At 43.0% G+C, this 21,653-nt stretch carries 16 protein-coding genes; 8 read left to right on the forward strand and 8 right to left on the reverse strand.

Annotation, left to right across the window (positions count from 1 at the left end):
* The first annotated feature begins 96 nt into the window (after positions 1 to 96).
* Positions 97 to 1,977: a sulfatase gene (locus tag ACO06Y_RS11860; protein ID WP_422084038.1), complete on the forward strand. Its 1,881-nt coding sequence runs from the start codon at positions 97 to 99 to the stop codon at positions 1,975 to 1,977.
* Between the two features lie 39 nt (positions 1,978 to 2,016).
* Here ACO06Y_RS11860 and ACO06Y_RS11865 read toward each other — a convergent pair whose 3' ends face one another.
* Entirely contained in the window at positions 2,017 to 2,454 is a 438-nt protein-coding gene (locus ACO06Y_RS11865; RefSeq protein WP_422084039.1) for a nuclear transport factor 2 family protein, read from the reverse strand.
* Positions 2,455 to 2,678: 224 nt separating this feature from the next.
* Here ACO06Y_RS11865 and rimO point away from each other — a divergent pair, with 224 nt between their 5' ends.
* On the forward strand, positions 2,679 to 3,980 hold the full coding sequence (gene rimO / locus ACO06Y_RS11870; protein ID WP_422084040.1) for a 30S ribosomal protein S12 methylthiotransferase RimO: 1,302 nt from the start codon (positions 2,679 to 2,681) through the stop codon (positions 3,978 to 3,980).
* Here the strand turns inward: rimO and ACO06Y_RS11875 are convergent.
* Both ACO06Y_RS11875 and ACO06Y_RS11880 read right to left on the reverse strand, forming a co-directional pair.
* Complete coding sequence (locus ACO06Y_RS11875; protein WP_422084041.1) at positions 3,977 to 4,729, reverse strand: anti-sigma factor; 753 nt, start codon at positions 4,727 to 4,729, stop codon at positions 3,977 to 3,979. The genes rimO and ACO06Y_RS11875 overlap by 4 nt on opposite strands.
* The gene (locus ACO06Y_RS11880) at positions 4,722 to 5,279 is read right to left on the reverse strand and encodes an RNA polymerase sigma factor (RefSeq protein ID WP_422084042.1); all 558 of its coding nucleotides are present in this window, start codon (positions 5,277 to 5,279) and stop codon (positions 4,722 to 4,724) included. The genes ACO06Y_RS11875 and ACO06Y_RS11880 overlap by 8 nt, the downstream gene beginning before the upstream one ends.
* A gap of 128 nt (positions 5,280 to 5,407) precedes the next feature.
* On the opposite strand from ACO06Y_RS11880, the gene ACO06Y_RS11885 reads away from it, so the two are divergent.
* The 3 genes from ACO06Y_RS11885 (at position 5,408) to ACO06Y_RS11895 (ending at position 8,403) form a co-directional block, all read left to right on the forward strand.
* Entirely contained in the window at positions 5,408 to 5,923 is a 516-nt protein-coding gene (locus ACO06Y_RS11885) for a fasciclin domain-containing protein (RefSeq protein ID WP_422084043.1), read from the forward strand.
* A gap of 183 nt (positions 5,924 to 6,106) precedes the next feature.
* Entirely contained in the window at positions 6,107 to 7,090 is a 984-nt protein-coding gene (locus ACO06Y_RS11890; protein ID WP_422084044.1) for an SMP-30/gluconolactonase/LRE family protein, read from the forward strand.
* 263 nt (positions 7,091 to 7,353) lie between these two features.
* Complete coding sequence (locus ACO06Y_RS11895) at positions 7,354 to 8,403, forward strand: sugar phosphate isomerase/epimerase family protein (RefSeq protein WP_422084045.1); 1,050 nt, start codon at positions 7,354 to 7,356, stop codon at positions 8,401 to 8,403.
* A 44-nt stretch (positions 8,404 to 8,447) separates the two neighbouring features.
* Here ACO06Y_RS11895 and ACO06Y_RS11900 read toward each other — a convergent pair whose 3' ends face one another.
* Positions 8,448 to 9,713 carry a MutS-related protein gene (locus tag ACO06Y_RS11900; protein ID WP_422084046.1) on the reverse strand — a complete coding sequence of 422 codons (1,266 nt, stop codon included), beginning with the start codon at positions 9,711 to 9,713 and terminating at the stop codon, positions 8,448 to 8,450.
* A gap of 100 nt (positions 9,714 to 9,813) precedes the next feature.
* Complete coding sequence (locus ACO06Y_RS11905; RefSeq protein WP_422084047.1) at positions 9,814 to 12,279, reverse strand: M14 family metallopeptidase; 2,466 nt, start codon at positions 12,277 to 12,279, stop codon at positions 9,814 to 9,816.
* A 154-nt stretch (positions 12,280 to 12,433) separates the two neighbouring features.
* Here ACO06Y_RS11905 and bshC point away from each other — a divergent pair, with 154 nt between their 5' ends.
* Positions 12,434 to 14,041 (forward strand): bacillithiol biosynthesis cysteine-adding enzyme BshC, encoded by a 1,608-nt coding sequence (gene bshC, locus ACO06Y_RS11910; RefSeq protein WP_422084048.1) that lies wholly within the window; start codon positions 12,434 to 12,436, stop codon positions 14,039 to 14,041.
* 37 nt (positions 14,042 to 14,078) lie between these two features.
* On the opposite strand, the gene ACO06Y_RS11915 is transcribed toward bshC, so the two are convergent.
* From ACO06Y_RS11915 to ACO06Y_RS11925, 3 genes are all read right to left on the reverse strand, one after another.
* Positions 14,079 to 14,624, reverse strand: a complete 546-nt coding sequence (locus tag ACO06Y_RS11915) for a pyridoxamine 5'-phosphate oxidase family protein (protein WP_422084049.1) — start codon at positions 14,622 to 14,624, stop codon at positions 14,079 to 14,081.
* 424 nt (positions 14,625 to 15,048) lie between these two features.
* Positions 15,049 to 17,079, reverse strand: a complete 2,031-nt coding sequence (locus tag ACO06Y_RS11920; protein WP_422084050.1) for a glycosyl hydrolase family 95 catalytic domain-containing protein — start codon at positions 17,077 to 17,079, stop codon at positions 15,049 to 15,051.
* A gap of 37 nt (positions 17,080 to 17,116) precedes the next feature.
* On the reverse strand, positions 17,117 to 17,842 hold the full coding sequence (locus ACO06Y_RS11925; protein WP_422084051.1) for an SIMPL domain-containing protein: 726 nt from the start codon (positions 17,840 to 17,842) through the stop codon (positions 17,117 to 17,119).
* 78 nt (positions 17,843 to 17,920) lie between these two features.
* Here ACO06Y_RS11925 and guaA point away from each other — a divergent pair, with 78 nt between their 5' ends.
* Both guaA and ACO06Y_RS11935 read left to right on the forward strand, forming a co-directional pair.
* Positions 17,921 to 19,453: a glutamine-hydrolyzing GMP synthase gene (gene guaA, locus ACO06Y_RS11930; RefSeq protein ID WP_422084052.1), complete on the forward strand. Its 1,533-nt coding sequence runs from the start codon at positions 17,921 to 17,923 to the stop codon at positions 19,451 to 19,453.
* 1 nt (position 19,454) lies between these two features.
* Positions 19,455 to 21,650 (forward strand): PBP1 and LysM peptidoglycan-binding domain-containing protein, encoded by a 2,196-nt coding sequence (locus ACO06Y_RS11935; protein WP_422084053.1) that lies wholly within the window; start codon positions 19,455 to 19,457, stop codon positions 21,648 to 21,650.
* The last annotated feature ends 3 nt before the right edge of the window (positions 21,651 to 21,653 follow it).

Consider the following 21,653-nt stretch of genomic DNA (forward strand, 5'->3'; position numbering starts at 1 on the left):
TGTCTTTTTAAAGTAGCAACTAGTTGGGCAGATTTTCATTGATGGATTCTTTTAATCCTTAATAATTAGGTAACCCGGCCAACGAAAACTAACAATATGAAAAAAACGAAGCAGTACACTTTTCTGCAATTTTTAGCAGCTCTGATTTTATCAGGGATGCTGTTATCCTGCCAATCCGAAAGGGACGACCTTCCACCCCCAAATATTGTGTGGATTACCTCAGAGGACAATTCCAAGCATTACCTCAAACTTTTTGACGAAAATGGGGTATCCGCTCCAAACATCGAATCTTTGGCCAGGCAGGGGCTGGTCTTTACAAGGGCGTTTTCCAATGCCCCGGTATGCAGCGTAGCGAGATCTACTTTGATTTCCGGATGTTATGGGCCCAGGATCGGAGCACAATACCATAGAAAATATATTCCCGTACCCATGCCGGATTCATTACAAATGTTTCCCTGGTATCTACGTAAGGCGGGTTATTTTACCAGTAACAATCAAAAGAAGGACTATAATATCATCGAAGGGAAAGGGGTATGGGACGAATCCTCCGGGGAGGCCACTTGGCGGAATAGGGAAGGAGACCAACCCTTTTTCCATGTGTTCAATATTGGGATTTCCCATGAATCCGGTTTGCACTTTTCATCCCAGGAAATGGATTCCATTCCCACCGAGACAAGCGAAAATTCGTTTAAAATTCAGCCCAACCATCCACAGACCCCGACCTTTGCCTATACCAATGCCTATTATCGGGATAAAATCCGTGTAATGGACGGCAAGGTGGGCGAAGTACTGGATCAATTGAGGAAGGATGGGTTAATGGACAACACCTTTATCTTCTATTTTGGAGATCATGGTGGGGTCTTGCCGGGCAGTAAGGGTTATCTGTATGAAACCGGTCTACATGTACCGCTGGTTGTCCATATTCCCGAAAAATATAAGCACCTGATACATATGCCAACTAAAAATACGGTTCAGGGTTTTGTCAGTTTTGTGGACTTCGGGCCTACAGTATTGAACCTTGCCGGAATCCCTATTCCCGAGAATATGGATGGAAGGCCTTTTTTGGGGCCAAAAATTACTACTGATGAATTAAACGCACGGGACGTCACTTTTAGCTATGCGGACCGCTTTGATGAAAAATACGATATGGTCCGGGCGGTTCGCAAAGGCAAATTCAAATACATCAGAAGCTATACGCCTTTTAATCCGGATGGATTGGTGAACAACTATCGCTATAAACAACTCGCCTATCAGGAGTGGCGCGCCATGTACGCCGTGGGTGGGCTGAACGAAATACAATCCGCCTTTTTTGAAGCTCGGGAACCTGAATTGTTATTTGATGTGGAGGCCGACCCTTTTGAGACTGTTAATCTTGCGGACCAAACCGATTACGAGAACGTACTTAGCGACATGCGCCAAACCTTGGATACTTGGGCAAAGGGACTGCGGGACCTGTCATTTTTTCCCGAACATCACTTGATCGAACAGGCCTTTACCGATCCGGTAACCTTTGGAAACGAACAACACGAAAGCATTAAGCGTTATATGGCCATATCAAATCTTTCCCTCTCATCTTTTGGGGAAGTAAAGAGCCAATTGATAGCGGGCCTTCAATCTCCGGATCCTTGGGAAAGGTATTGGTCCATAATCGTATGTAGTAGTTTTGGGAAAAGGGCAAAGTCATTGGAAAACCAAATCGGTAAATTGGCCCTAAACGATTCGGAATTAATCAATAAGGTGCGGGCGGCAGAATTTCTGGGAATTGTCCAATCCTCTAATCCCTCGGAAATTATGACACAGGCACTTTATGAAAGTAAAAAACCCAGCGAGGCATTACTCATATTAAATTCGATTGTTCTGATGCAATCCTCCAACGCGGACTATATGTTCAATTTGGACATCAATAAAATAGCGCCGATGGTAGCAGAGGACTCCCAAGTGAAAAGGCGTTTGGATTATTTGATTCCAAAGGGATGATAAAGAAAGTTTAAGCTCGGCACGGATTTAGGAAAGGCACTATTCCGTATAATTATGATCGGTGGTCAAATGGGACAATAACTGCCAATCTTCACTGTCCTTTTTATAGATTCTGGTGTACCTGATCCAGAACGGATCTTTGTTCTTTCTACTTATGGTGGTTTTCCCTTTTATTATGGCTATGCCATTGCCCAAAGTAACATTTTGAGAGTTGACCACCCTGGAAATGTAAGTCCCTTCCTCTGAGGCCTTTTTTACATCGTTTAACCATTGCTCTTTATTCTGGGCATCTCCTGAACCATGGGTAAAGACAAAATTTTTGGCATAGGCTTTTTCAAGAAAATCGATATCGCCTTTTGCCACCGCATTTTCAATGGCCACTTCAAAAGCCATGATTTCCTTTTCTCCATCGGAAACCGAAGGCCCGGACTGGCCCCAGACAGGAATAACGAATAAAAAAACAAGTAAACACTTCATTGGATTAAATGTAGCAATTATTCGCACAGGATGTACGGACTAATCTGTTAATTGATGATAGTATTATTCAATTTAGAAGGATGCAATTAAACAAAAATATCCAACCCACAAGAGATTTATGGATCAGGAGCCAGTAGATTAAAGTGAAGAAATCGTTCCAAAACAGATTTGTTCCATGGCCTTATTGTATTTTTGCACCTGCCTGGAAACAAGGGACAACAGTTATGCGTACAAAATCCATTAAGAAGAACAAGATCAATGTGGTTACCTTGGGTTGCAGCAAAAATGTCTACGATTCAGAGATTCTAATGGGACAACTGCGGGCCAATGACAAGGATGTTGTACATGAGGAGGAAGGTAATGTAGTGGTTATCAATACCTGTGGATTCATTGCAAATGCCAAGGAAGAAAGTGTAACTACTATTTTGGAATATGTGCAAAAAAAAGAGGAAGGGCAAGTGGACAAGGTATTTGTTACTGGATGTCTGAGCGAACGCTACAAACCCGATTTGCAAAAAGAAATTCCAAACGTGGACGAATACTTTGGGACGAGCGACCTTCCCAATCTACTCAAGGCCTTGGGAGCGGATTACAAGCATGAATTGATTGGGGAACGTTTAACCACCACTCCAAAAAACTATGCCTATCTTAAGATTGCCGAAGGTTGTGACCGACCCTGTTCGTTCTGCGCCATTCCCTTGATGCGGGGAAAACACAAAAGCAAACCCATTGAGGAATTGTTGGCAGAGGCGGAAAAATTGGCGGCCAAGGGTGTAAAGGAATTGATTCTGATCGCTCAAGATCTTACCTACTATGGTCTGGATCTTTACAAAAAACGGAATCTGGCCGAATTGCTTCAAAAATTGGCCGAGGTAGAGGGTATCGAATGGATACGCCTGCACTATGCTTTTCCAACCGGATTTCCAATGGACGTTTTGGAGGTGATGAAACGAGAACCCAAGATCTGTAAGTATATCGATATCCCGTTACAGCATATTTCTGATGTTATTCTAAAGAGTATGCGACGGGGAACCACTCAGGCAAAAACCACAAAATTACTTCAGGATTTTCGGGCGGCCGTTCCCGAGATGGCGATTAGGACCACCTTGATTGTTGGGTATCCCGGGGAGACCGAAGAGGACTTTTTGATTCTCAAGAACTGGGTCAAGGAAATGCGCTTTGAACGCCTGGGCTGTTTTACCTACAGCCACGAAGAGAATACCCATGCCTATAATTTGGTCGATGATGTGCCCGAAACGGTAAAACAACAACGTGCCAATGAAATTATGGAAATCCAATCCCAGATATCCTGGGAACTGAACCAGGAGAAAATTGGGAAGACTTTTCGATGTATAATAGATCGAAAGGAAGGCAACTATTTTGTAGGCCGAACCGAATTTGACTCCCCGGACGTAGACAACGAGGTGCTGGTCGATGCTGCAAAACACTATGTGAAGATTGGGGATTTTACGGACATCAAGATTACTGATGCCTCCGATTTTGATCTATACGGAATGCCTGCTTAAAGCATTACGTTGGAAATGAGATTCTCCACCGTGGGGTGCTCACTACCTCCTGCCGGTTCAATGGTGATATTTAGTGATTCCGCATTGTTAATATATTCCAAGGCCAGCAATTCTTCATTGGGAGACAGCAATCCCATGTTGATCATTTCCCCATCCACATCGCTCCACATCTGGTAGGTCTGTTCATCGGACAGTTTGGGTAAACCTTTTGGATTCACCATAACCAATTTATCCTCATGATTTACATAAGCAACGGCATGGGCATCAGGAAGTTTTGCGTTTCCCTTAAGTAAAAAAGGAATGGTATTTACATGGTTTATGACATTGAGTTGGGTTTCGGTACTAGCAGTCTTTGCTTCCAATTGATTCAAACGTTTTTGAAGATCGGTCGTTTGATTCCGTATGGTGTTAAGATCTTTTTGGGCATCCTGCCAATTCATGAAAAGCCAAAATGAGGTGGATAAAAATAGCAAGGCAATACTTGCGGCCGCAAATAAGGGCCAATTATTGCTTTGCTTTGTATTTTCACTTTCAATACGGGCTTTAAGCGATTCCTTTACCCTAGTGTTCGGTATAATGGCATTTTCAAAAGCCATCTGTTCAAAATCTGTCTCCAACAGCTCAAATCTCGATCGCAGTTCCGCATCTTCCTGCAGAACCTTTTCAATGGCATGTTGTTCCCTAACCGTTAGCTCGTGCAACAGATATTTTTCCAAAAGTCCTTCCTCAAGTATCCTTTTCCTATCCATTTGAAATCAATTCGGTTAACAGCCAGAAAATCACCAGTTCATTCCCATAGGTTTTTCTTAGCGACTTTAAGGCTTGCCTAATGTATGACTTAAACGTGCCCAAGGGTACGCCCATTGCCACATGGGCCTCCCTATGCGTATAGCCCTTAAAATAAATTAGGGATAGGGCTTCCCGGTGGTGGGGCTCTAGTTTTTTTACCGCACCGTTAAGTTCGGTATAATCCAGCGTAGTTTCGGTTGGGCTTATAGTACTATATACACTTAAATCTTCGGTTTGGATGAGCAAGTCGTTTTTCCGAAGCGCATTCAATGTGGTGTTTTTGGCTATTCGGTATGCCCAGGTGTAAAACTTTCCCCTAGTCTCATCATAGCTTCCAATATTCCTCCAAATCTTAAGAAAGGTTTCTTGAAGCAAATCCTCTGCCAAGGATTCGTTTCGGCACATCCGCAATATCACACCGAACAAGGCCCCGGAATACCTGTCGTACAATTGATACAGTGCCTTTTGGTCTTGGTCATGAACTCTTTTAATAAGGAGGGCATCATCCATTGGCAAAAATCAGAGGTGTTAAAGATATGATAAAAAACCAGGGTCTTCATCCAAATCGGAAAAAGGTGTGTAAATGTTAACGAAAGCGCGCAAAAAACGAATCATTTAAATCTAAAAATTAAAAAATCATGAAAAAAATAGCTTTTGTATTAACCACCATTTCGATCCTATTTCTTGCTACTAGGGCAACTGCCCAAAAATCCCAGGATATTGTTGACATTGCCGTTTCCGTGGACGATTTTTCTACTTTGGTCACTGCACTAAAAGCGGCAGATTTGGTAGGGGCTTTGAAGGGAGAGGGCCCCTTTACCGTTTTTGCCCCGGTAAATTCCGGCTTTGCCAAGATTGATTCCAATACCCTAAATGCATTGTTGCAACCGGAGAACAAGGAAAAACTAGGTGCTATACTTACCTATCATGTAGTATCCGGTAAATTGGCCGCCAGCGATGTCGTCGCCGCTTTGAAAAAAGGAAAAGGCAAAGTGGAACTGACCACCTTAAACGGTGCAACATTGACCGCAATGAATAAGGACGGAGGTATTTTCCTTAAAGATGCCAATGGCAATTATAGCAAGATTTCCAAAACCGATGTAATGGCCTCCAATGGGGTAATTCATATCATCGAGGACGTGGTGATGCCCTAATAAGGATAGTGTTTGTTGAGTTGGAAGGCACCGCTTTGGCGGTGCTTTTTTTATAAAAGTATGTGCCTGGGAGCCGGAATTTAGCCTCGATTTCAAATGGAGACTAGGAGAATTTTTATTATTGTGTATTTTAGGATATCTTACCATGATTTGATACTGCTAATTCAATAATCAAAGAACATCATGAAAAGACTCATCCTCCCAATAGCACTATTACTGGTGGCCTGTCAGGAAAATCACCATTTTTCCATTGAGATTTTGGATGATGAAGCACTGGAACTTATTGATCCAAATAGCGAGATTGAGGTAATTGGTAGTGGATTTGAATGGACGGAGGGCACTTTATGGATCGATTCGGGAAATTATCTGCTATTTTCGGATATTCCGAACAATACTGTTTTTAAAATTGATGAGGCGGGCGATTTAACCACCTATCTAAAACCTTCCGGTTATTTGGGTGAAGTTTTCGATGGAAGGGAGCCGGGTTCCAACGGATTGCTTTTGGATCCCAATGGGAAATTGGTTCTTATGCAGCATGGGGAACGAAGGGTAGCCCGGATGAAGGCTTCGTTGGATTCTCCAAGTTCCGATTACGAGGTAGTGGTGGACAACTATCAAGGTAAACGTTTCAATAGTCCCAATGATGGGGTTTTTGATAGCCAGGGCAATCTATATTTCACGGATCCACCGTACGGGCTCCCCAAACAAATGGACGACCCGAACAAAGAGCTGGACTTTCAAGGAGTATATTGCCTAAAAACATCGGGAGAGCTTATTTTGGTCGATCAATTGACCCGGCCTAATGGTATTGCATTGTCCCCGGACGAATCCAAACTTTATGTGGCTGTTTCGGATCCGGAAAGTGCAGTATGGTATCGATACGATTTGGCCGCCCCGGGAATGGCAGAGGACAAAAGGATTTTTTATGATACCACGCCTTTAATCGGCCAAGAGGGTCAGCAGGGATTACCGGATGGCATGAAAATGCACAGTGACGGATATCTTTTTGCAACGGGTCCGGGCGGAGTGTGGCTATTTAATTTATCGGGTAAGGCCATTGCCCGGATCCATACAGGTGAGGCTACGGCCAATTGCGCTTTCACCACCGATGAGAAAACACTTTTTATGGCTGCGGACGATTATGTGTTGAAAGTACCTTTAAAATAGGTACAGTCTGATTCAATTGAAACTGTGTGCCGACTCATCCTCCAAATTCGGATTTCATTGGTTTATACTATTGACGTTACGCCCTTTTTCTTTGTTTTACAACTTAAAAAAATAGGGTAATATCAGGGTAACGGAGAGGAATCGGTTCATCCGAAGAAGATACTGAATTCGAATATAAAAATCAGGTACAGCTAAGGAAAACAGGGTCGGTTGTAGGGTTTTGAATTTATGGCTACATTTAAAAGATGATAAAATCCCTTGTGATGAAAGACAATTCAAAACACGCCCGTACCAGACGTAAATTTTTAAAAAATTCAGCAGCCTTGGCCACGGGAATTGTATTGAGCGAGCCTTTGGTTTTCGGAGCACCTTCAATTCTGTCCTCATACAACCAAAACGACTCCAAAATAAATGGGGTACAGATAGGGTGTATCACCTACTCATTTAGGGATATGACGGATCAAAGTGCCGAGGCTACTCTACAATATGTATTGGATGCGGGTATAAACGCCATTGAATTGATGGGCGACCCTGCTGAACATTTTGCAGGAAAACCAAAAAATCCGGTGGATCGTAGGGTTTTTTATGGTATGATGCGCAAAAGTAAGAGCGGTGGACTTACCCAGAATCAAATCAAGGAATTTGAGGAAATGAAATCCCAATTGGAGAATCATAGAAAGGTGGTGGCCGATTGGCGCTCAACCGTAGGTATGGGCAAGTTTGAGCAACTCAAAAAAATGTATACGGATAAAGGGGTACATATCTATGCCTTTAAGCCGAACGCCTTTGGTGTAAAAAATACGGATGCAGAGATTGATTATGGTCTCCGAGCCGCCAAGGTATTGGGAGCCGATCATGTAACCTTGGAGTTGCCGGGCAATGACGCCCATACACGTAAATTGGGCATTATGGCCGCGAAGCATGGGATGAACGTGGCCTATCATGGACATACCCAACAAACCCCGACTTTTTGGGATACGGCCTTAAAACAGTCCGAACACAATATGCTGAATCTGGATTTGGGCCATTACATCGCCGGCGGTAATACCGATGCCCTGGAGCTTATACAAAGTAAACATGAACGTATAAGTAGCATGCACTTAAAGGACAGAAAAAATCCTGAAAATGGACAGGCCAATATGTCCTTTGGAAAAGGGGATACCCCCATTGTAGAAGTGCTACAGCTTATGCGGGATAAGAAGTACACCTATCCGGTTTCCATTGAATTGGAATACGAGGTGCCCCAGGATTCAAACCCCGTTAAGGAAGTGGCCAAATGTTTGGAGTATTGTAGAAAGGCTTTGGAGGGTTAGAAAAGGATTAGCCTATGAAATCCGATTCCACGCGTAAATTTTTGTTAGGGATTCAGCATTTTATTCAGTCCTTCCCTGTCGAATAATATTCTACCCACCTTAATATCGGACCAACCTTTTTTCAATTTATAGGTAAATTCGGGTTTACCCTCGATAAGCTCACAATCTATATAGTAATTTGAGACTTTTTCGTTTGAAACATTTTTTAATTGTTGGATATGGGTGGACAGTATGAAGTAGGAATTGTCATATTTGCTCAAACCATTTATGGTCGTTTTACAGATCTCGAAACCATCCTCAACATTTGTACCGCTAAAAAGCTCATCAAAGACCGCAAAACATCTTTTCCCCTTGGAGGCATTTTCAAGTACGTTTTTAAGGTTCATAACCTCGGTCATAAAATGACTGTAACCTTTTAAAATGTCATCCCTTCTATTGATATGGATGGAGAAATGATCGCAAAAAGGGATTTCTCCAGCAGATGCCGGTATTCCCAATCCAAGATGTCCAAAATACATACAAAGTCCAACCGCTTTGAGAAAGGTGGATTTCCCGGACATATTCGGGCCATTCAAAACCATCACATTACTGGTGGTTTCGAAGTTGTTCTTTACGGGCTTAGCTATCAAGGGGTGATAAAATTCGAGAAGTTTTATGCCCTTTTCATTGATACTTGGAAAAATGAAGCCGTGCTTAAGAATCCCTAGGTTTATGGATAGATACGCCTCGAACCTGAACAACTCTCGCCAAAAGGTAGATATCATTCCCCTCCCTTTAAGTTCACTAATTTTTCCCGTTAAATCAATTATATGCTTGTCCTTTAGTCTATTTTCCCTTACAAGATTTTCATATTTTTTTAGCTCGAAGTTTGAAAGAAATTGCAATATTCGTCCGATGTTGGAACGATAGCCTTCTGGAAATTGTTTTATGTCTAGCCGAACAAAATATTTTGATTCCAGGCGATGAAAAAGTAATATGAGCTGATTAAGCTTGCTTCTGTAACTTGTTTTCTCCTTTTTTGAAGCGAATAACCTGTAGCGAAACTTTCTTTGGGATAGATCCTCAATTTTCGCATCATTTAGAAAAAAATGAACTTCATTTAAGTATAGGATGGTATAGGAGTACTCCCGTAGAATTTTGTTGTTGGCGGTAAACCCTTTGAGAATATTTTGGCGTTCGAGAATTTCGAAAGTAGATGCCAAGGGGGTTTCTAATATTTTAAGAATTTGTTTTTTGCTGAAGGTATTTAGCGAATGGTCGAATAGGGGCAAAACCTCCTTCTCGATATTTAAGTCCTGTACATTGTTCATTCTTTATTTTAAAGAAATGTGCGGTTAAGTTACAAATAACCATTGGGAATGAATATGTGGGATACCTTGCGGACTTTTTGTTATTTGGATGCGTTTGCCTTCAATCCAACATAAACAGGGCGTTGGCGACAAAGAGTTTGCCATTTTCCCAAAAACCACGAAAAAGGGGATTGTCCACTAGATAGACTACTTTACCTTCCCCGTACTTTTCGACTCCAAAGACCAGGGTCCGGTTCATTTTTTTCTGGGCCTCAATTCCTGCAAAGCCGGCTACGGGTACCTGTGTGCCTTCCTCCAGATAAACCACTGAACCGGTATCCAGGTAATCGTAGGCATAACTTTTCTGTTTTAAGGTAAAATAGATGTCGCCATATCCGAACGCCAGTGGATGAGTAGGGTCTACCTTGGCCCTAAAAATGGCACCCTTGATCTCCTTCTTCAGCTGCTCACGGGCAGTTTCCTCATATGGGAACAGGTTTTCCATGGAATCCTTTTGGGCTTCTTTTTGTTTTAGACCAAAGCCATTGTTTACGGCCAAGCCCTGGATGGCCCCACCCATAGCTATGAGTCGGCCTCCATTGGCCACCCATTTTTTAAGCTTTTGCAATTTTTCGGCCCCCATGAAATCCGCATAACCGTTACCACCTGGCAGAATCAGGACATCATAGAGGGATAAATCGACACTTTCCAGATAACTTGTATCGATAATCGTAACCGGGTAGTGCAATTGCTGCTCAAAAAAGTGCCATATTTCACCAAAACGTAAGGTAGAGGTAGGTTCGCCGGACAGCATCGCGACTTTTACATCAGGTACCATACGCACATATTCCGATCCAAAGTCCTTACCACTCTCAACGAAACCGGTATCCGTCTTATCCAAGGCAATACGGTGCCTATGGGCAATTTCTGTTAAGAGCGGGATAAAATTCTTGGTATTCTCGTTATCCTTCCTGGTAATGATCAAACTTCCCCGGTCATATTTTTTACCATGGGTGGTAAATGGCTTTTTGGCATAGCGAACCCTGATTTTTTCTTGTAAGAGCTGGGCCAAAAAACGGGCATCCTTCATACTCCTCCAATCGGTAACATAGGCATAGGTGTCTTCGGAAAGGTTGATTCCTTTAGGTGGGCGGTCACTCCAAGAATTACCCGTATTGGCTTCAATCTTTGTCTCGGAGGCCAAGGCATCCAGACCGTAGGCATAGGGCAGGGACCAGGCCGTAATATCATAGGTAAGGGAATCGCTCAGTTTTGCATCGGGTTCAAAAAGTACCTTTACCAAAGTTCCTTTGGGCTGATCTGTAGAGATGACCATACTTTTTTCGGAGCTTTTGATGTTGCCTGTTTTTCCGGTCATATACCGGAATCCTTTTGCGGTACCTCCTTTTCCCGAACTATATACAATTTGATGTTGATCCAATAATTGGGCAAGCGCATCTAATTTGTCCGTGTCCCCATTAAGAAGATAACTCTTGTATCTGTATTTTTTGTTCCTGTAGAACTTCTTGAACTCCGTATTTAGTTTCTCGGCATTCTTTGCGGATATTTCCACCGTGGATAATCCGGTAGTGTGATGATGCGCAATTCTATCCTTAAGGGTAAGGGTATCCCCAATTTGTGTAATGATGCCCAAACCGGCCTTTCCGCTCCCACCTTGCTCATAGGTCATTCCAATTCCGCCGTTGTACGTAGGGTAGGTATCTCCGTAGCTGGGATACAGCAAATCAAAAGACTCCTTGGTGAAATAGAACCATCCTTCGGCATCGAAATATTTAGCATGATTTTTTCCGATAGCTATCTGAAAGGACTTTTGAAAATTGGTGATTACCTCGTGGTAAGGTTCCGCGGCCGGAGCAAAGTAATAGGGCTCGTCTACACCTTGCTCATGAAAATCCACATGTACGTGGGGCAACCATTTGTTGAACACTTTTAGGCGTTGTCGGCTTTCCAATTGTGTAAGCCAGGCCCAATCCCTATTCAGGTCGAACATATAATGGTTGCTACGACCTGTCCACCATCCCTGATGGTGTTCCGTACTGTTGGGATCCACAGTATAGGGGGTGTTTTTATATTGATTGTACCAATTCACATAACGGTCACGTCCATCGGGATTTAAACAAGGATCAATAATTACCACGGTATTCCTTAGGTAATTGCTATGTTCTGTCAAAAGTGCGTGGATGGTCTTCATGGAAGCTTCCGTACTCACGCTCTCATTGCCATGAACATTGTAACTAAGCCAAACGATAACTTTTGAAGCATTGCTCTCACCTTGCATACCACGCAAATGCTCCTTGCGGATATTCTCCAGATTCCCCATATTCTCGGCACTGGAAAGGTAAGCCAATAAAAGAGGGCGCCGTTCATTCGTTTGGCCGTATTCCACCAGTTGCAAACGGTCGGGCACCTTTTCCGCCAGATACTGGTAGTAATCTACCACCTGATGATGCCGGGTAAATTGGGTTCCCAGAGGATATCCCAGAAATTCGGAAGGCGATTTCAAGTCCTGCGGAACTGCCGAAAGGGACAAAGTGCCAAGCAATAGCGTGAGTAAAAACTGCTTCATAAAGTGAGAATTAGATTTTGAAGTGGGTCAAATCTAACGATAATTGCATAAAAACGGCACCAAAATCCATCACCGACCCTAAATTCGGTTTAACGTATTTTTAGGAACTCCAAAAAGCGATAGTTTTATCTTTACGGGTATTTTCACCAAACCTATGGATATTGAATGTCTTCCCTTTGATCTCACTGGATATTTTTCGGAATTGATTTGTGATTATCTTGAGGAAAAAGAATCGCTCCGTTCTTTTTACCATCGCTTTCCAAACTTGGAGAACTTTCGGAAACAGCTAGAGGAAAAGGCCAAGACTTTTCCACCGTCACGTAGGGAAGTGATTTATGAAGCACTTCAAAAACAGTATCAAGGGGTTAACATCACAAAAAAAACAGAAACCCATATTCGGCAACTGAAGGAGCCGATCACATTTACGGTAGTTACAGGGCACCAGCTCAATCTCTTTACCGGGCCCCTTTATTTTTTGTACAAGATTGTTTCCACGATAAACCTTACCCTTGAACTTAAAAAGACATATCCCAAATACAACTTTGTACCCGTATACTGGATGGCCACAGAAGACCACGATTTTGAAGAGATTAATTTTTTCAACTTTAAGGGTAGAAAAATACAATGGAACCCGGATGACCGTCCAGGAGGTGCCGTGGGGCACCTATCAACGAAGGGGCTGGACGAGGTTTATGAGGCCTTTGCCAATGAACTTGGAAATAATGGCAATGCCAGTGCCTTAAAAGAACTCTTTGAAAAGGCGTATTTGGAACACAAGAACCTTACCGATGCCACTAGGTATTTGGCCAATGTTCTTTTTGGGGAATATGGATTGGTAATCATCGATGGGGATGATGTGGAGCTCAAAAGACAAATGATTCCCTATGTGAAAAAGGATATTTTGGAAAAGGTAGGGTTCCAAAAGGTATCTGAAACGATTTCCGGGTTGGAAGCACTTCCAAAGAAGTATGGTATTCAGGTCAATCCACGGGAAATCAATTATTTTTATCTGGCGGATGGTATTCGGGAACGGATTGTTGAAAAAGAGGGAAGATTTTACGTGAAGGAAACGGAGATAGAGTTTTCAAAAGATCAGCTGTTGACCGAACTGGAAGATCATCCGGACCGTTTTTCGCCCAATGTGATCATGCGACCGGTATATCAGGAGGTAATCCTGCCCAATCTTTGTTATATTGGAGGGGGAGGGGAATTGGCCTATTGGTTGGAGTTGCGATCCATGTTCGAGACTATGGGCGTAACTTTTCCCATATTGACCCTGCGAAATTCTGCTTTGGTAATCACGAAAAAGCAGTATGACAAGTTACAGCGCCTAAATCTGTCAACAACCGATTTATTCCTAAAACAAAGCAGTTTCATCAACAAGAAGATCAGGGAAATTTCCAATATCGATGTTGATTTTACTCCCCAAAAGAAGTATTTGGAGGAGCAGTTCAAAACACTCTACGATTTGGCAGAACTAACGGACAAATCCTTTTTGGGCGCGGTAAAGGCGCAGGAAGTAAAACAAAAAAAAGGGTTGGATAGGTTGGAAAAACGTCTGCTAAAGGCACAAAAACGAAAATTGGAGGATCATGTAACCCGAATTACGGAAATCCAGAATGAACTTTTCCCCAACCAATCGCTTCAGGAACGCACCTTGAATTTTTCGGAACTCTATTTAGAGTTAGGGGACGAACTCATACCCCTATTGATGAAAGAATTAAAACCGCTGAGTCTAGAGTTTTTGATATTGACCTATTGATTTGCCGACAGTTCCTATTGTACTATTCATTGCAATCCTAAGGCACCAAAAATTCACTTTTCCACGAATTGTTTATTTTGGAGTGCTTTATTCTTAGGTGATTAGGTCTCTGTAATTTCAGGTATTCAATTTTAAAAGGTTCTATTTCCACGATGCAAAAATAATTTTTGTCCTCGAGGTATTCCACGGCATCCGGATCTGAAATATCACTTCCGGGTGCTTCGGAGGTGGTATAGTCCTTTCGGCTACTCGGCTGGATTTCGTTCCAGTGTTTTTTCAGGATTTTGGGATCGGTGTGGATACCGGCCAACCCTTCAATTTTAATCTGAATTAATTTTTTGGGATGATAAAAGAGAAGGCTTACCCTATTGTTTTCCTTGATGTGCAGAATTTTTTTGGATCGTTGATCCGTATAAATGGAAAGATCTAAATTGTCCGATACTTTTCTGAGTACCACGGTGCGTAATCGCGGCATACGCTCCAAGCCTACCGTGGCCATAGTACAATAATGGAAAGGGTGGCCCTTTTTAGTTGCACCTTCCCGTAATTCATTTGTCAATTCTTCCCAAATAATGGTATTCATTTTCAATGCTTTATACTTAAAGGTAAAAAAAATTGAATTATTAGGTAGGGTATTTTAGAAGTTGGTTGTTCTATAATAAATTGCTATGAATTTTTACTTAGTGTCATAAATAAGTTCATGTGTTTAGGTTGGTTTTTTGATTTTGACAAAAGCCTCGATGTAGGGTCGAGGCTTTTTCTTTAACCTAAACCTCTAAAATATGCCCCACTATATATAAATTGAGAACCCCGACCGATAACTATCGGCGGGGTTTTGTATTTGGATCCGTTTTTAATTAGGCATCATTTTAAAGACCCAAACAGGTTTGAGGATATCCTCTCTTGCTTAATTTTGTTGAAAACTCTAATAGTTCCAACCCTAAGACTGCATTAAATCACGCCCGCTGCTACCAAAGCTTGCGTCACGGAGTAAAACCTCAAGAATTCTATTCAATTGTATAGTTCTTTTTCTGTGGGCCCACTCCCTTCAGGGTAAGTGACTTCCATTCCTTGGGTAGGATGGGGTTCTTTTGTACGATACCTTCGTCCGTAATGTCCAATCCCCCAAAACCGAAAAGAACCACCTGCAACATCCCTCCGGCTCCGGTAGCAAAATAGGGGTTGTCACTAGTGGCCGCCTCCGCCAAGGCACCAAAGGGAGGGCGTTTGTTCGGTTCATAACTCCTACGGAACAGGCGGTACGCCTCTTTGGCATTGCCCAAGCGGGCATAGATGACCGCAAAGACCGATTGCCCCATAGCAGGACCCTCCTCCGCCAATTTGGGTTCATAGTATTTTAGATCCTTTAGAACGGTTGTTTCGTCATTCACTACATCCAACGGATAGGTCAATAAATTTACGTCGGCCTGTTTTATACGTTCACCTTCATAGTTGGCATGCTCTTTTGTAGTACCATCTGGAAATTTCAATATCCTGATTTTGGAAGCTACCTCTACCCATTCTGGATCAGGCCTTTCCCCAACTTTGTTTGCTGCGAGGGCGGCGAACTCCAGAGCGGTAATGGCAGATCCGTTGGTAAAGGCGTTATCATCTACGTTCGGGGCAAATTCGTTGGCCCCTACCACGTTTTTGATACTGTAGGTGCCGTCCTCATTTTTAGTAGATCTACTCACCCAATAATCGGCTACCTCCTTCATTAGGGGATAGCCTTTTTCCTTTAACCATTCCAGATTTTTGGTAACCCGATAATAGTTCCAAAAGGCAATGGATACATCTGCCGTAATATGATGCTCAAAGGTTCCCGTCAATGCCCAAGCAGGGGTCGCCTCTTCACCAGTGTCATCGCTTTCCCAAGGGAACATGGCCCCTTTGTACCCAAAATTGATGGCTTTCTCCTTGGCCTTCCCCAGTCTATCCGACCGATAATTCACCAATGAACGGGCAATATCCTGATTGAGCATCAATAGGGGAGGGAACATCCATAGTTCCGTGTCCCAGAAAATATGTCCATTGTAGTTTTGGGAGGAGAGCCCCATAGGCGCAATACTCAAATCCGAATCCCCACGGGAGAAAGCGTAAAGATGATAGAGTGCCAAACGCACATCCAATTGATCTTGGAGATTCCCTTCAATAATGATGTCCCCTTCCCATAAATCGGCCCATAATTTTTTGTGTTGATCCAAAAGATCTTTCCGCGGGGTGAGAAGGTTGAAAATTACAAAGCGTTCCGACTCCGTTTGGGGATCTTCGAAATCTTGGGAGGAGCATTCGGCTCCCGTCCAGGCAAATTCAAACTCTTCTCCCTTTTTGAGTTCTTTTTCAAAGGAGAGTCGGTTATCGTATTCCGATACTTTTTCATGGATTAACTTGGGTCTTTGATGTTCCCGGGTAGAGTTAATGGCATGCCAAATAAAAGTGGCGGACGTACCTACTGTATGTTTTCCCATTCTGCTTTTGGCTACCGTCTGAAGGATGGGCATCGTGGTCTCCAAATCCTGTAACACCCGAAATGTACTAAGGGGTTCCAAGTACTCTTCCGGAGTGCTGATCTTACCAGTTGCCTTAACGGAAATTGATTTTGTAGGAATTATTTTAATATCCACATAACCAGAATATTGAACGTTTCTAAGTGCATAAACAGTATAAGTAATTCTGGCTTTGTCCCTAAAGCTAAAAGAGGTGGTGAAAGCAGCCGTTTTCATATCCAGGGCCTGTTCAAAATCACTTATGTTTTCCTCGGTTATCTTTTCCCCATCTATCTCCAAATCCAAATTGGCAAAGTTCATTCCCAGCAGGATTTTGCTTACCCCTAAGGGCGATTCCTTGTCATAGACATTGTTTAAAATAATGGATTTGGTTTGAAAGGGCTTATCCTCTGGCAGAATACCGATCCGACCGTTAGCAGTAACGATTCCGGTATACTTCTCTACTTTTCCGGAAGAGATAGTCCAACCGGTTTCCTGGGCCTGTAAGGCAAAACAAAAAAGCATGGATAGGAACGCTGTTTTAGTCTTCATAATTTTTAAGGTTGAGTTAGTTATTTTTCAATCGAATTTAATCCACCTTGTATTCCAGCCGCATGGTAATGGAGGCGGTCTTATTTTTGGAAGAAGTATTGTACGCCCCGCCCCAACTGTAATCTTCCCCGGAATTCTGCCCCGTTATTTGAAAGACCCCCATACGGGCGGAGATCAGGTCGCCCAAACGTCCCCCGGCATTTTCCGCGATTCTTTCGGCACGGATCCGGGCATCTTCCGTGGCTTTTGAGATCATCTCTATTTTTAAATCGGCCAGTTTGGTATAATAATACCTTGGTGGCGCGGAATTGAACTGTACTCCTTTGTTCAAAAGCTCGGTGATTTCCCGCGAAACTTCCTCGATCAAGGCAACATCAGTCGATTCTATCTGAACCGCTTGAATCAATTCATAACCTCGAAACGTACTTCCTACAAAGTTGCCATTTTCATATTTATTGTCTCGTTGCTCAATGGTCTGTACCGAATTAAATATGATGTTGTCCGGGTTAATTCCCTCGGAGACCAAATATTCCTTTACGATTTCCTTTTGCTTATTCAGTCGTTCAAACGCTGAGGTAAGTACGGTATTGAAGGCGGAAAAACGGCCTTCCCAAACGATAAGGTCGGAAGTGAAATTCTCATTACCCAAACCGGTCACTGAAATAACCTGTGGCGGATTAGCCCTTTTTACATAAGCATTCCCCAAAAAGTAAGCGGCCAGGACTATGGCAATTCCAAAGATAATAGCGGTTATATGTTTCATGACGGTAGTGCGTAAAAGTATTTGATAAATATACCGAAAAGATACTTTTCCAAATAGGTCAAATTCTTATTTTTGCCCATGCAAAACAACGTCCTTATCCTTGATTTTGGCTCCCAATACACCCAATTGATTGCAAGACGCGTACGGGAGCTAAATATTTTCTGTGAAATTAAACCGTACAACAAACTTCCTACCGACCTCACGGAATATGGTGCGGTAATTCTATCCGGATCACCTTATTCGGTAAGGGCCGAAGATGCACCGCATCCCGATTTGTCCGAAATAAAGGGGAAAAAACCCATTTTGGCCATTTGCTATGGAGCGCAATATTTAGCCCATTTCCATGGGGGTAATGTGGCCCCCTCCAATACCAGGGAATATGGCAGGGCACGATTGACGACCATTAAAAACGATGAACCTTTTTTTTATGAGATTTCGGAGAGTTCCCAGGTTTGGATGAGCCATAGCGACACCATAAAAGAATTACCTACAGGTGCTGTTCGCTTGGCCAGTACCACGGATGTAGAAAATGCAGCGTATCGGATAGAGGGAGAGCAGACCTTTGGCATTCAATTTCATCCGGAGGTGTACCACACCATACAAGGGAAACAAGTATTGGAGAATTTTTTGGTACATATAGCTGGGCTCAAACAGACTTGGACCCCTGACGCCTTTGCGGAGACCACGGTGAACGAACTCCGGGAAAAAATCGGGAACGAGAAGGTTATTCTTGGCTTATCCGGAGGTGTGGATTCTACAGTAGCCGCAGTTTTGTTGCATAAAACCATAGGTGAAAACTTGCATTGTATTTTTGTGAACAATGGGCTCTTACGCAAAAATGAGTTTACCGATGTCCTGGAACAGTATAAGGGCATGGGGCTCAATGTAAAAGGTGTCGATGCTTCGGCACGCTTTTTGGATGCCTTGGCTGGGGAAAGTGATCCGGAACGAAAACGAAAGATTATCGGTAGGGTCTTTATCGAGGTGTTTGATGACGAATCACATATGGTGGAAGATGCAAAATGGTTGGGTCAGGGTACGATCTATCCGGATGTAATCGAATCCGTTTCGGCCACCGGAGGTCCCTCTGCGACTATAAAAAGCCATCATAACGTGGGCGGTCTGCCGGATTTTATGAAATTAAAAGTTGTGGAACCCTTAAAAATGTTGTTCAAGGATGAAGTACGTAGGGTAGGGGCCAGCTTGGGAATTGCCGAGGAGCGTTTAGGAAGGCACCCGTTTCCCGGGCCAGGATTGGCCATTCGAATCTTGGGGGACATTACCTATGAAAAAGTGTCCATTTTACAGGAAGTTGACGCCATTTTTATTGATGGACTACGGAAATGGGGCCTATATGATAAGGTTTGGCAGGCCGGAGCCATGCTTTTGCCCGTAAATAGTGTAGGGGTTATGGGAGATGAACGTACATATGAAAAATGTGTGGCCTTGCGCGCCGTAGAGAGTACGGATGGGATGACTGCGGATTGGGTTAATCTGCCTTATGAATTTTTACAAAAAACCTCCAATGAAATAATAAATAGGGTTCCTGGCGTTAATAGAGTAGTATATGATATTAGTTCCAAGCCCCCGGCAACCATAGAATGGGAATAGGATGAATCATTTTTTTAAGAACACTATACTGGTCGTGTCATTGGTCTTTTTGGGCCATATGGCTAAGGCACAGCAATTTACGACCCATGCCGTAAAGGAGGGCGAGACATTGGAGAGTATTGCCAAGCAATATCGCGTTACACCGTACAACATTCTTAAATTCAATAAGGAGCTAAAACAGAACGACGTTTTGTCCCCCAACACTATTTTGGTGATTCCCTCGGGTTTGGCAGCAGGCCAAGATCCTTCCGCACCCGCATCTGTTCAGAAAAGATTATTTCCAGAGGAAGAGCCCGTGGAGCAGCAAGAACCCATAGGTTTTGGGCGGCATAAGGTTCGTAAAAAGGAAACCTTATACGGCATTGCCAAGCGCTACGATATTACAGAGGAGGATATAAAGCGATATAATAGGGAGCTTTACTCCAGCCAGTTGCGAAAAAAAATGATTCTGAGAATTCCGCGATACCTCAAGCAACCGGGAAAAACGGAACGCGATTCCATTTTGGAAGCCGACTTTGAGATTTATACCGTGGCGCCCAAGGAGACCCGTTGGAGTATTGCCCACAAATACGGGATTACCATTGATAGCATGTTGGCGCTGAATCCCGACCTTTCCAAGATAACGGACTATTTACGGGAAGGTCAGGAACTTCGTTTGCCCAAAATGCCGGGAAGCACGGTTGAAAATCAAGAAACGGAATTGTATATCTCGTACACAGTGCCTCCAAAGATGAACTTTTATCGTCTGGAAAAGGAATTTGGGGTAAAATCCGATGAAATTGTACGGTTGAACCCTGAAATAGCCGAACGTGGAGGGTTAAAAGAGGGTATGATCATACGGCTTCCCGAAAAAAAATTGAATCCCGGTGCCATTAATACCGAGAACTATATTTTTTACGAGGTAAAACCAAAGCAGACCCTTTTTTCCCTTACCCGAAAGCTGGGGATTTCATATGAGGATTTGTTGCTTTTAAATCCAGACCTTAAGGAAGGTCTTAAAGCGGGAATGGTTCTTAAACTTCCCAACGACCAAAAGGGTGATTTTGAAGTAAGGAATGCGTTGGTACTGGATAAAATAAACCTTCTGGACAGTATAAATCTGGAGAACCGGCCCAAATTACTATTTCTGTTGCCTTTTCGTTTAGATCGTCTAAATCTAAGGGATAAGGAAAGTGTTGCGGCCAATATTGAAAACCGTAATGACATTAAATATAGTCTAGGACTATATTCCGGGGCTCTTGTAGCTTTGGATTCGATTGCGGAACTCGGGGTTTCGGTGGATGTACGAACGTATGATAACCAATTGGATCTTGCCAGGACCAAGGAAGTTCTTTTTCGGGAGAACCTGTTGGATGTAGATGCCGTGGTTGGCCCCTTGGATGAACAATCCTTAAAGGAAGTGGCCGTACGTAGTTCCGTTCACGGCATACCGGTGATTGCCCCTGTTCCGGTTAAGAGTGATATAAGTTTGAACAATGTATTTTTTTCGTACACCTCGGATGATATCCTAAGAAAACGTATGCTGCAACATGTTGCGGACAGTCTTGCAGGCCAGAATATAGTGGTTATCGCCGATCAGAAGAACAGTGTGGTAAGGGATTCCATTTTGGCCAAATTTCCAACGGCCAAAATTTTGGAAGTCGCGGAAGAGGAAAAAAACATTGGTATCAATCGGGAAAAATTGGCTACCATGCTATCCGAGGAGGTGGATAATTGGGTTTTTGTGGAAACTGGCAATTTTAAATTGATTTCCAGTGTGGTGTCTATTTTGAACTCATTCAATGGTGCTTTGTTGGACGTGGAAAATAGCACGGAAAAGTTGAAGGTGAGAATGTTCACTACCAACAAGAACAGGGCGTTTGAGAACGATGTTATTTCCAGTTCGCATTTGTCCAACCTTAAATTTACCTATCCTTCCGTATATCGGGAAGTGGCCAACGACAATTTTGTCAGGAGGTATCGAAGACGTTTTGGGGATACGCCAGATCGATATGCGGTGCGCGGTTTTGATATTACGTACGACCTGCTTTTAAAACTGGCCTATAAGAATAATTTGATGGAAGCTTCCAAACTTATCGGGAAGACCGAATATACTGGGAACACCTTCGATTATGAGAAGGATTTTGCCTCGGGCTACTTCAACCAAGCTTCGTATATTATGACCTATGATAATTTAAGGATCAAGGAAGTAAAATAGCAC

The organism is Ulvibacterium sp., from assembly GCF_965228935.1.
Classification (GTDB): domain Bacteria; phylum Bacteroidota; class Bacteroidia; order Flavobacteriales; family Flavobacteriaceae; genus Ulvibacterium.

Coding starts and splice junctions, on each gene's coding strand:
- ACO06Y_RS11895 (WP_422084045.1), top strand. CDS start 7,354: ATGAAAGACAATTCAAAACACGCCCGTACCAGACGTAAATTTTTAAAA.
- ACO06Y_RS11905 (WP_422084047.1), bottom strand. CDS start 12,279: ATGAAGCAGTTTTTACTCACGCTATTGCTTGGCACTTTGTCCCTTTCG.
- ACO06Y_RS11900 (WP_422084046.1), bottom strand. CDS start 9,713: ATGAACAATGTACAGGACTTAAATATCGAGAAGGAGGTTTTGCCCCTA.
- ACO06Y_RS11880 (WP_422084042.1), bottom strand. CDS start 5,279: ATGGATGATGCCCTCCTTATTAAAAGAGTTCATGACCAAGACCAAAAG.
- guaA (WP_422084052.1), top strand. CDS start 17,921: ATGCAAAACAACGTCCTTATCCTTGATTTTGGCTCCCAATACACCCAA.
- ACO06Y_RS11890 (WP_422084044.1), top strand. CDS start 6,107: ATGAAAAGACTCATCCTCCCAATAGCACTATTACTGGTGGCCTGTCAG.
- rimO (WP_422084040.1), top strand. CDS start 2,679: ATGCGTACAAAATCCATTAAGAAGAACAAGATCAATGTGGTTACCTTG.
- ACO06Y_RS11875 (WP_422084041.1), bottom strand. CDS start 4,729: ATGGATAGGAAAAGGATACTTGAGGAAGGACTTTTGGAAAAATATCTG.
- ACO06Y_RS11920 (WP_422084050.1), bottom strand. CDS start 17,079: ATGAAGACTAAAACAGCGTTCCTATCCATGCTTTTTTGTTTTGCCTTA.
- ACO06Y_RS11865 (WP_422084039.1), bottom strand. CDS start 2,454: ATGAAGTGTTTACTTGTTTTTTTATTCGTTATTCCTGTCTGGGGCCAG.
- ACO06Y_RS11935 (WP_422084053.1), top strand. CDS start 19,455: ATGAATCATTTTTTTAAGAACACTATACTGGTCGTGTCATTGGTCTTT.
- ACO06Y_RS11925 (WP_422084051.1), bottom strand. CDS start 17,842: ATGAAACATATAACCGCTATTATCTTTGGAATTGCCATAGTCCTGGCC.
- ACO06Y_RS11915 (WP_422084049.1), bottom strand. CDS start 14,624: ATGAATACCATTATTTGGGAAGAATTGACAAATGAATTACGGGAAGGT.
- ACO06Y_RS11860 (WP_422084038.1), top strand. CDS start 97: ATGAAAAAAACGAAGCAGTACACTTTTCTGCAATTTTTAGCAGCTCTG.
- bshC (WP_422084048.1), top strand. CDS start 12,434: ATGGATATTGAATGTCTTCCCTTTGATCTCACTGGATATTTTTCGGAA.
- ACO06Y_RS11885 (WP_422084043.1), top strand. CDS start 5,408: ATGAAAAAAATAGCTTTTGTATTAACCACCATTTCGATCCTATTTCTT.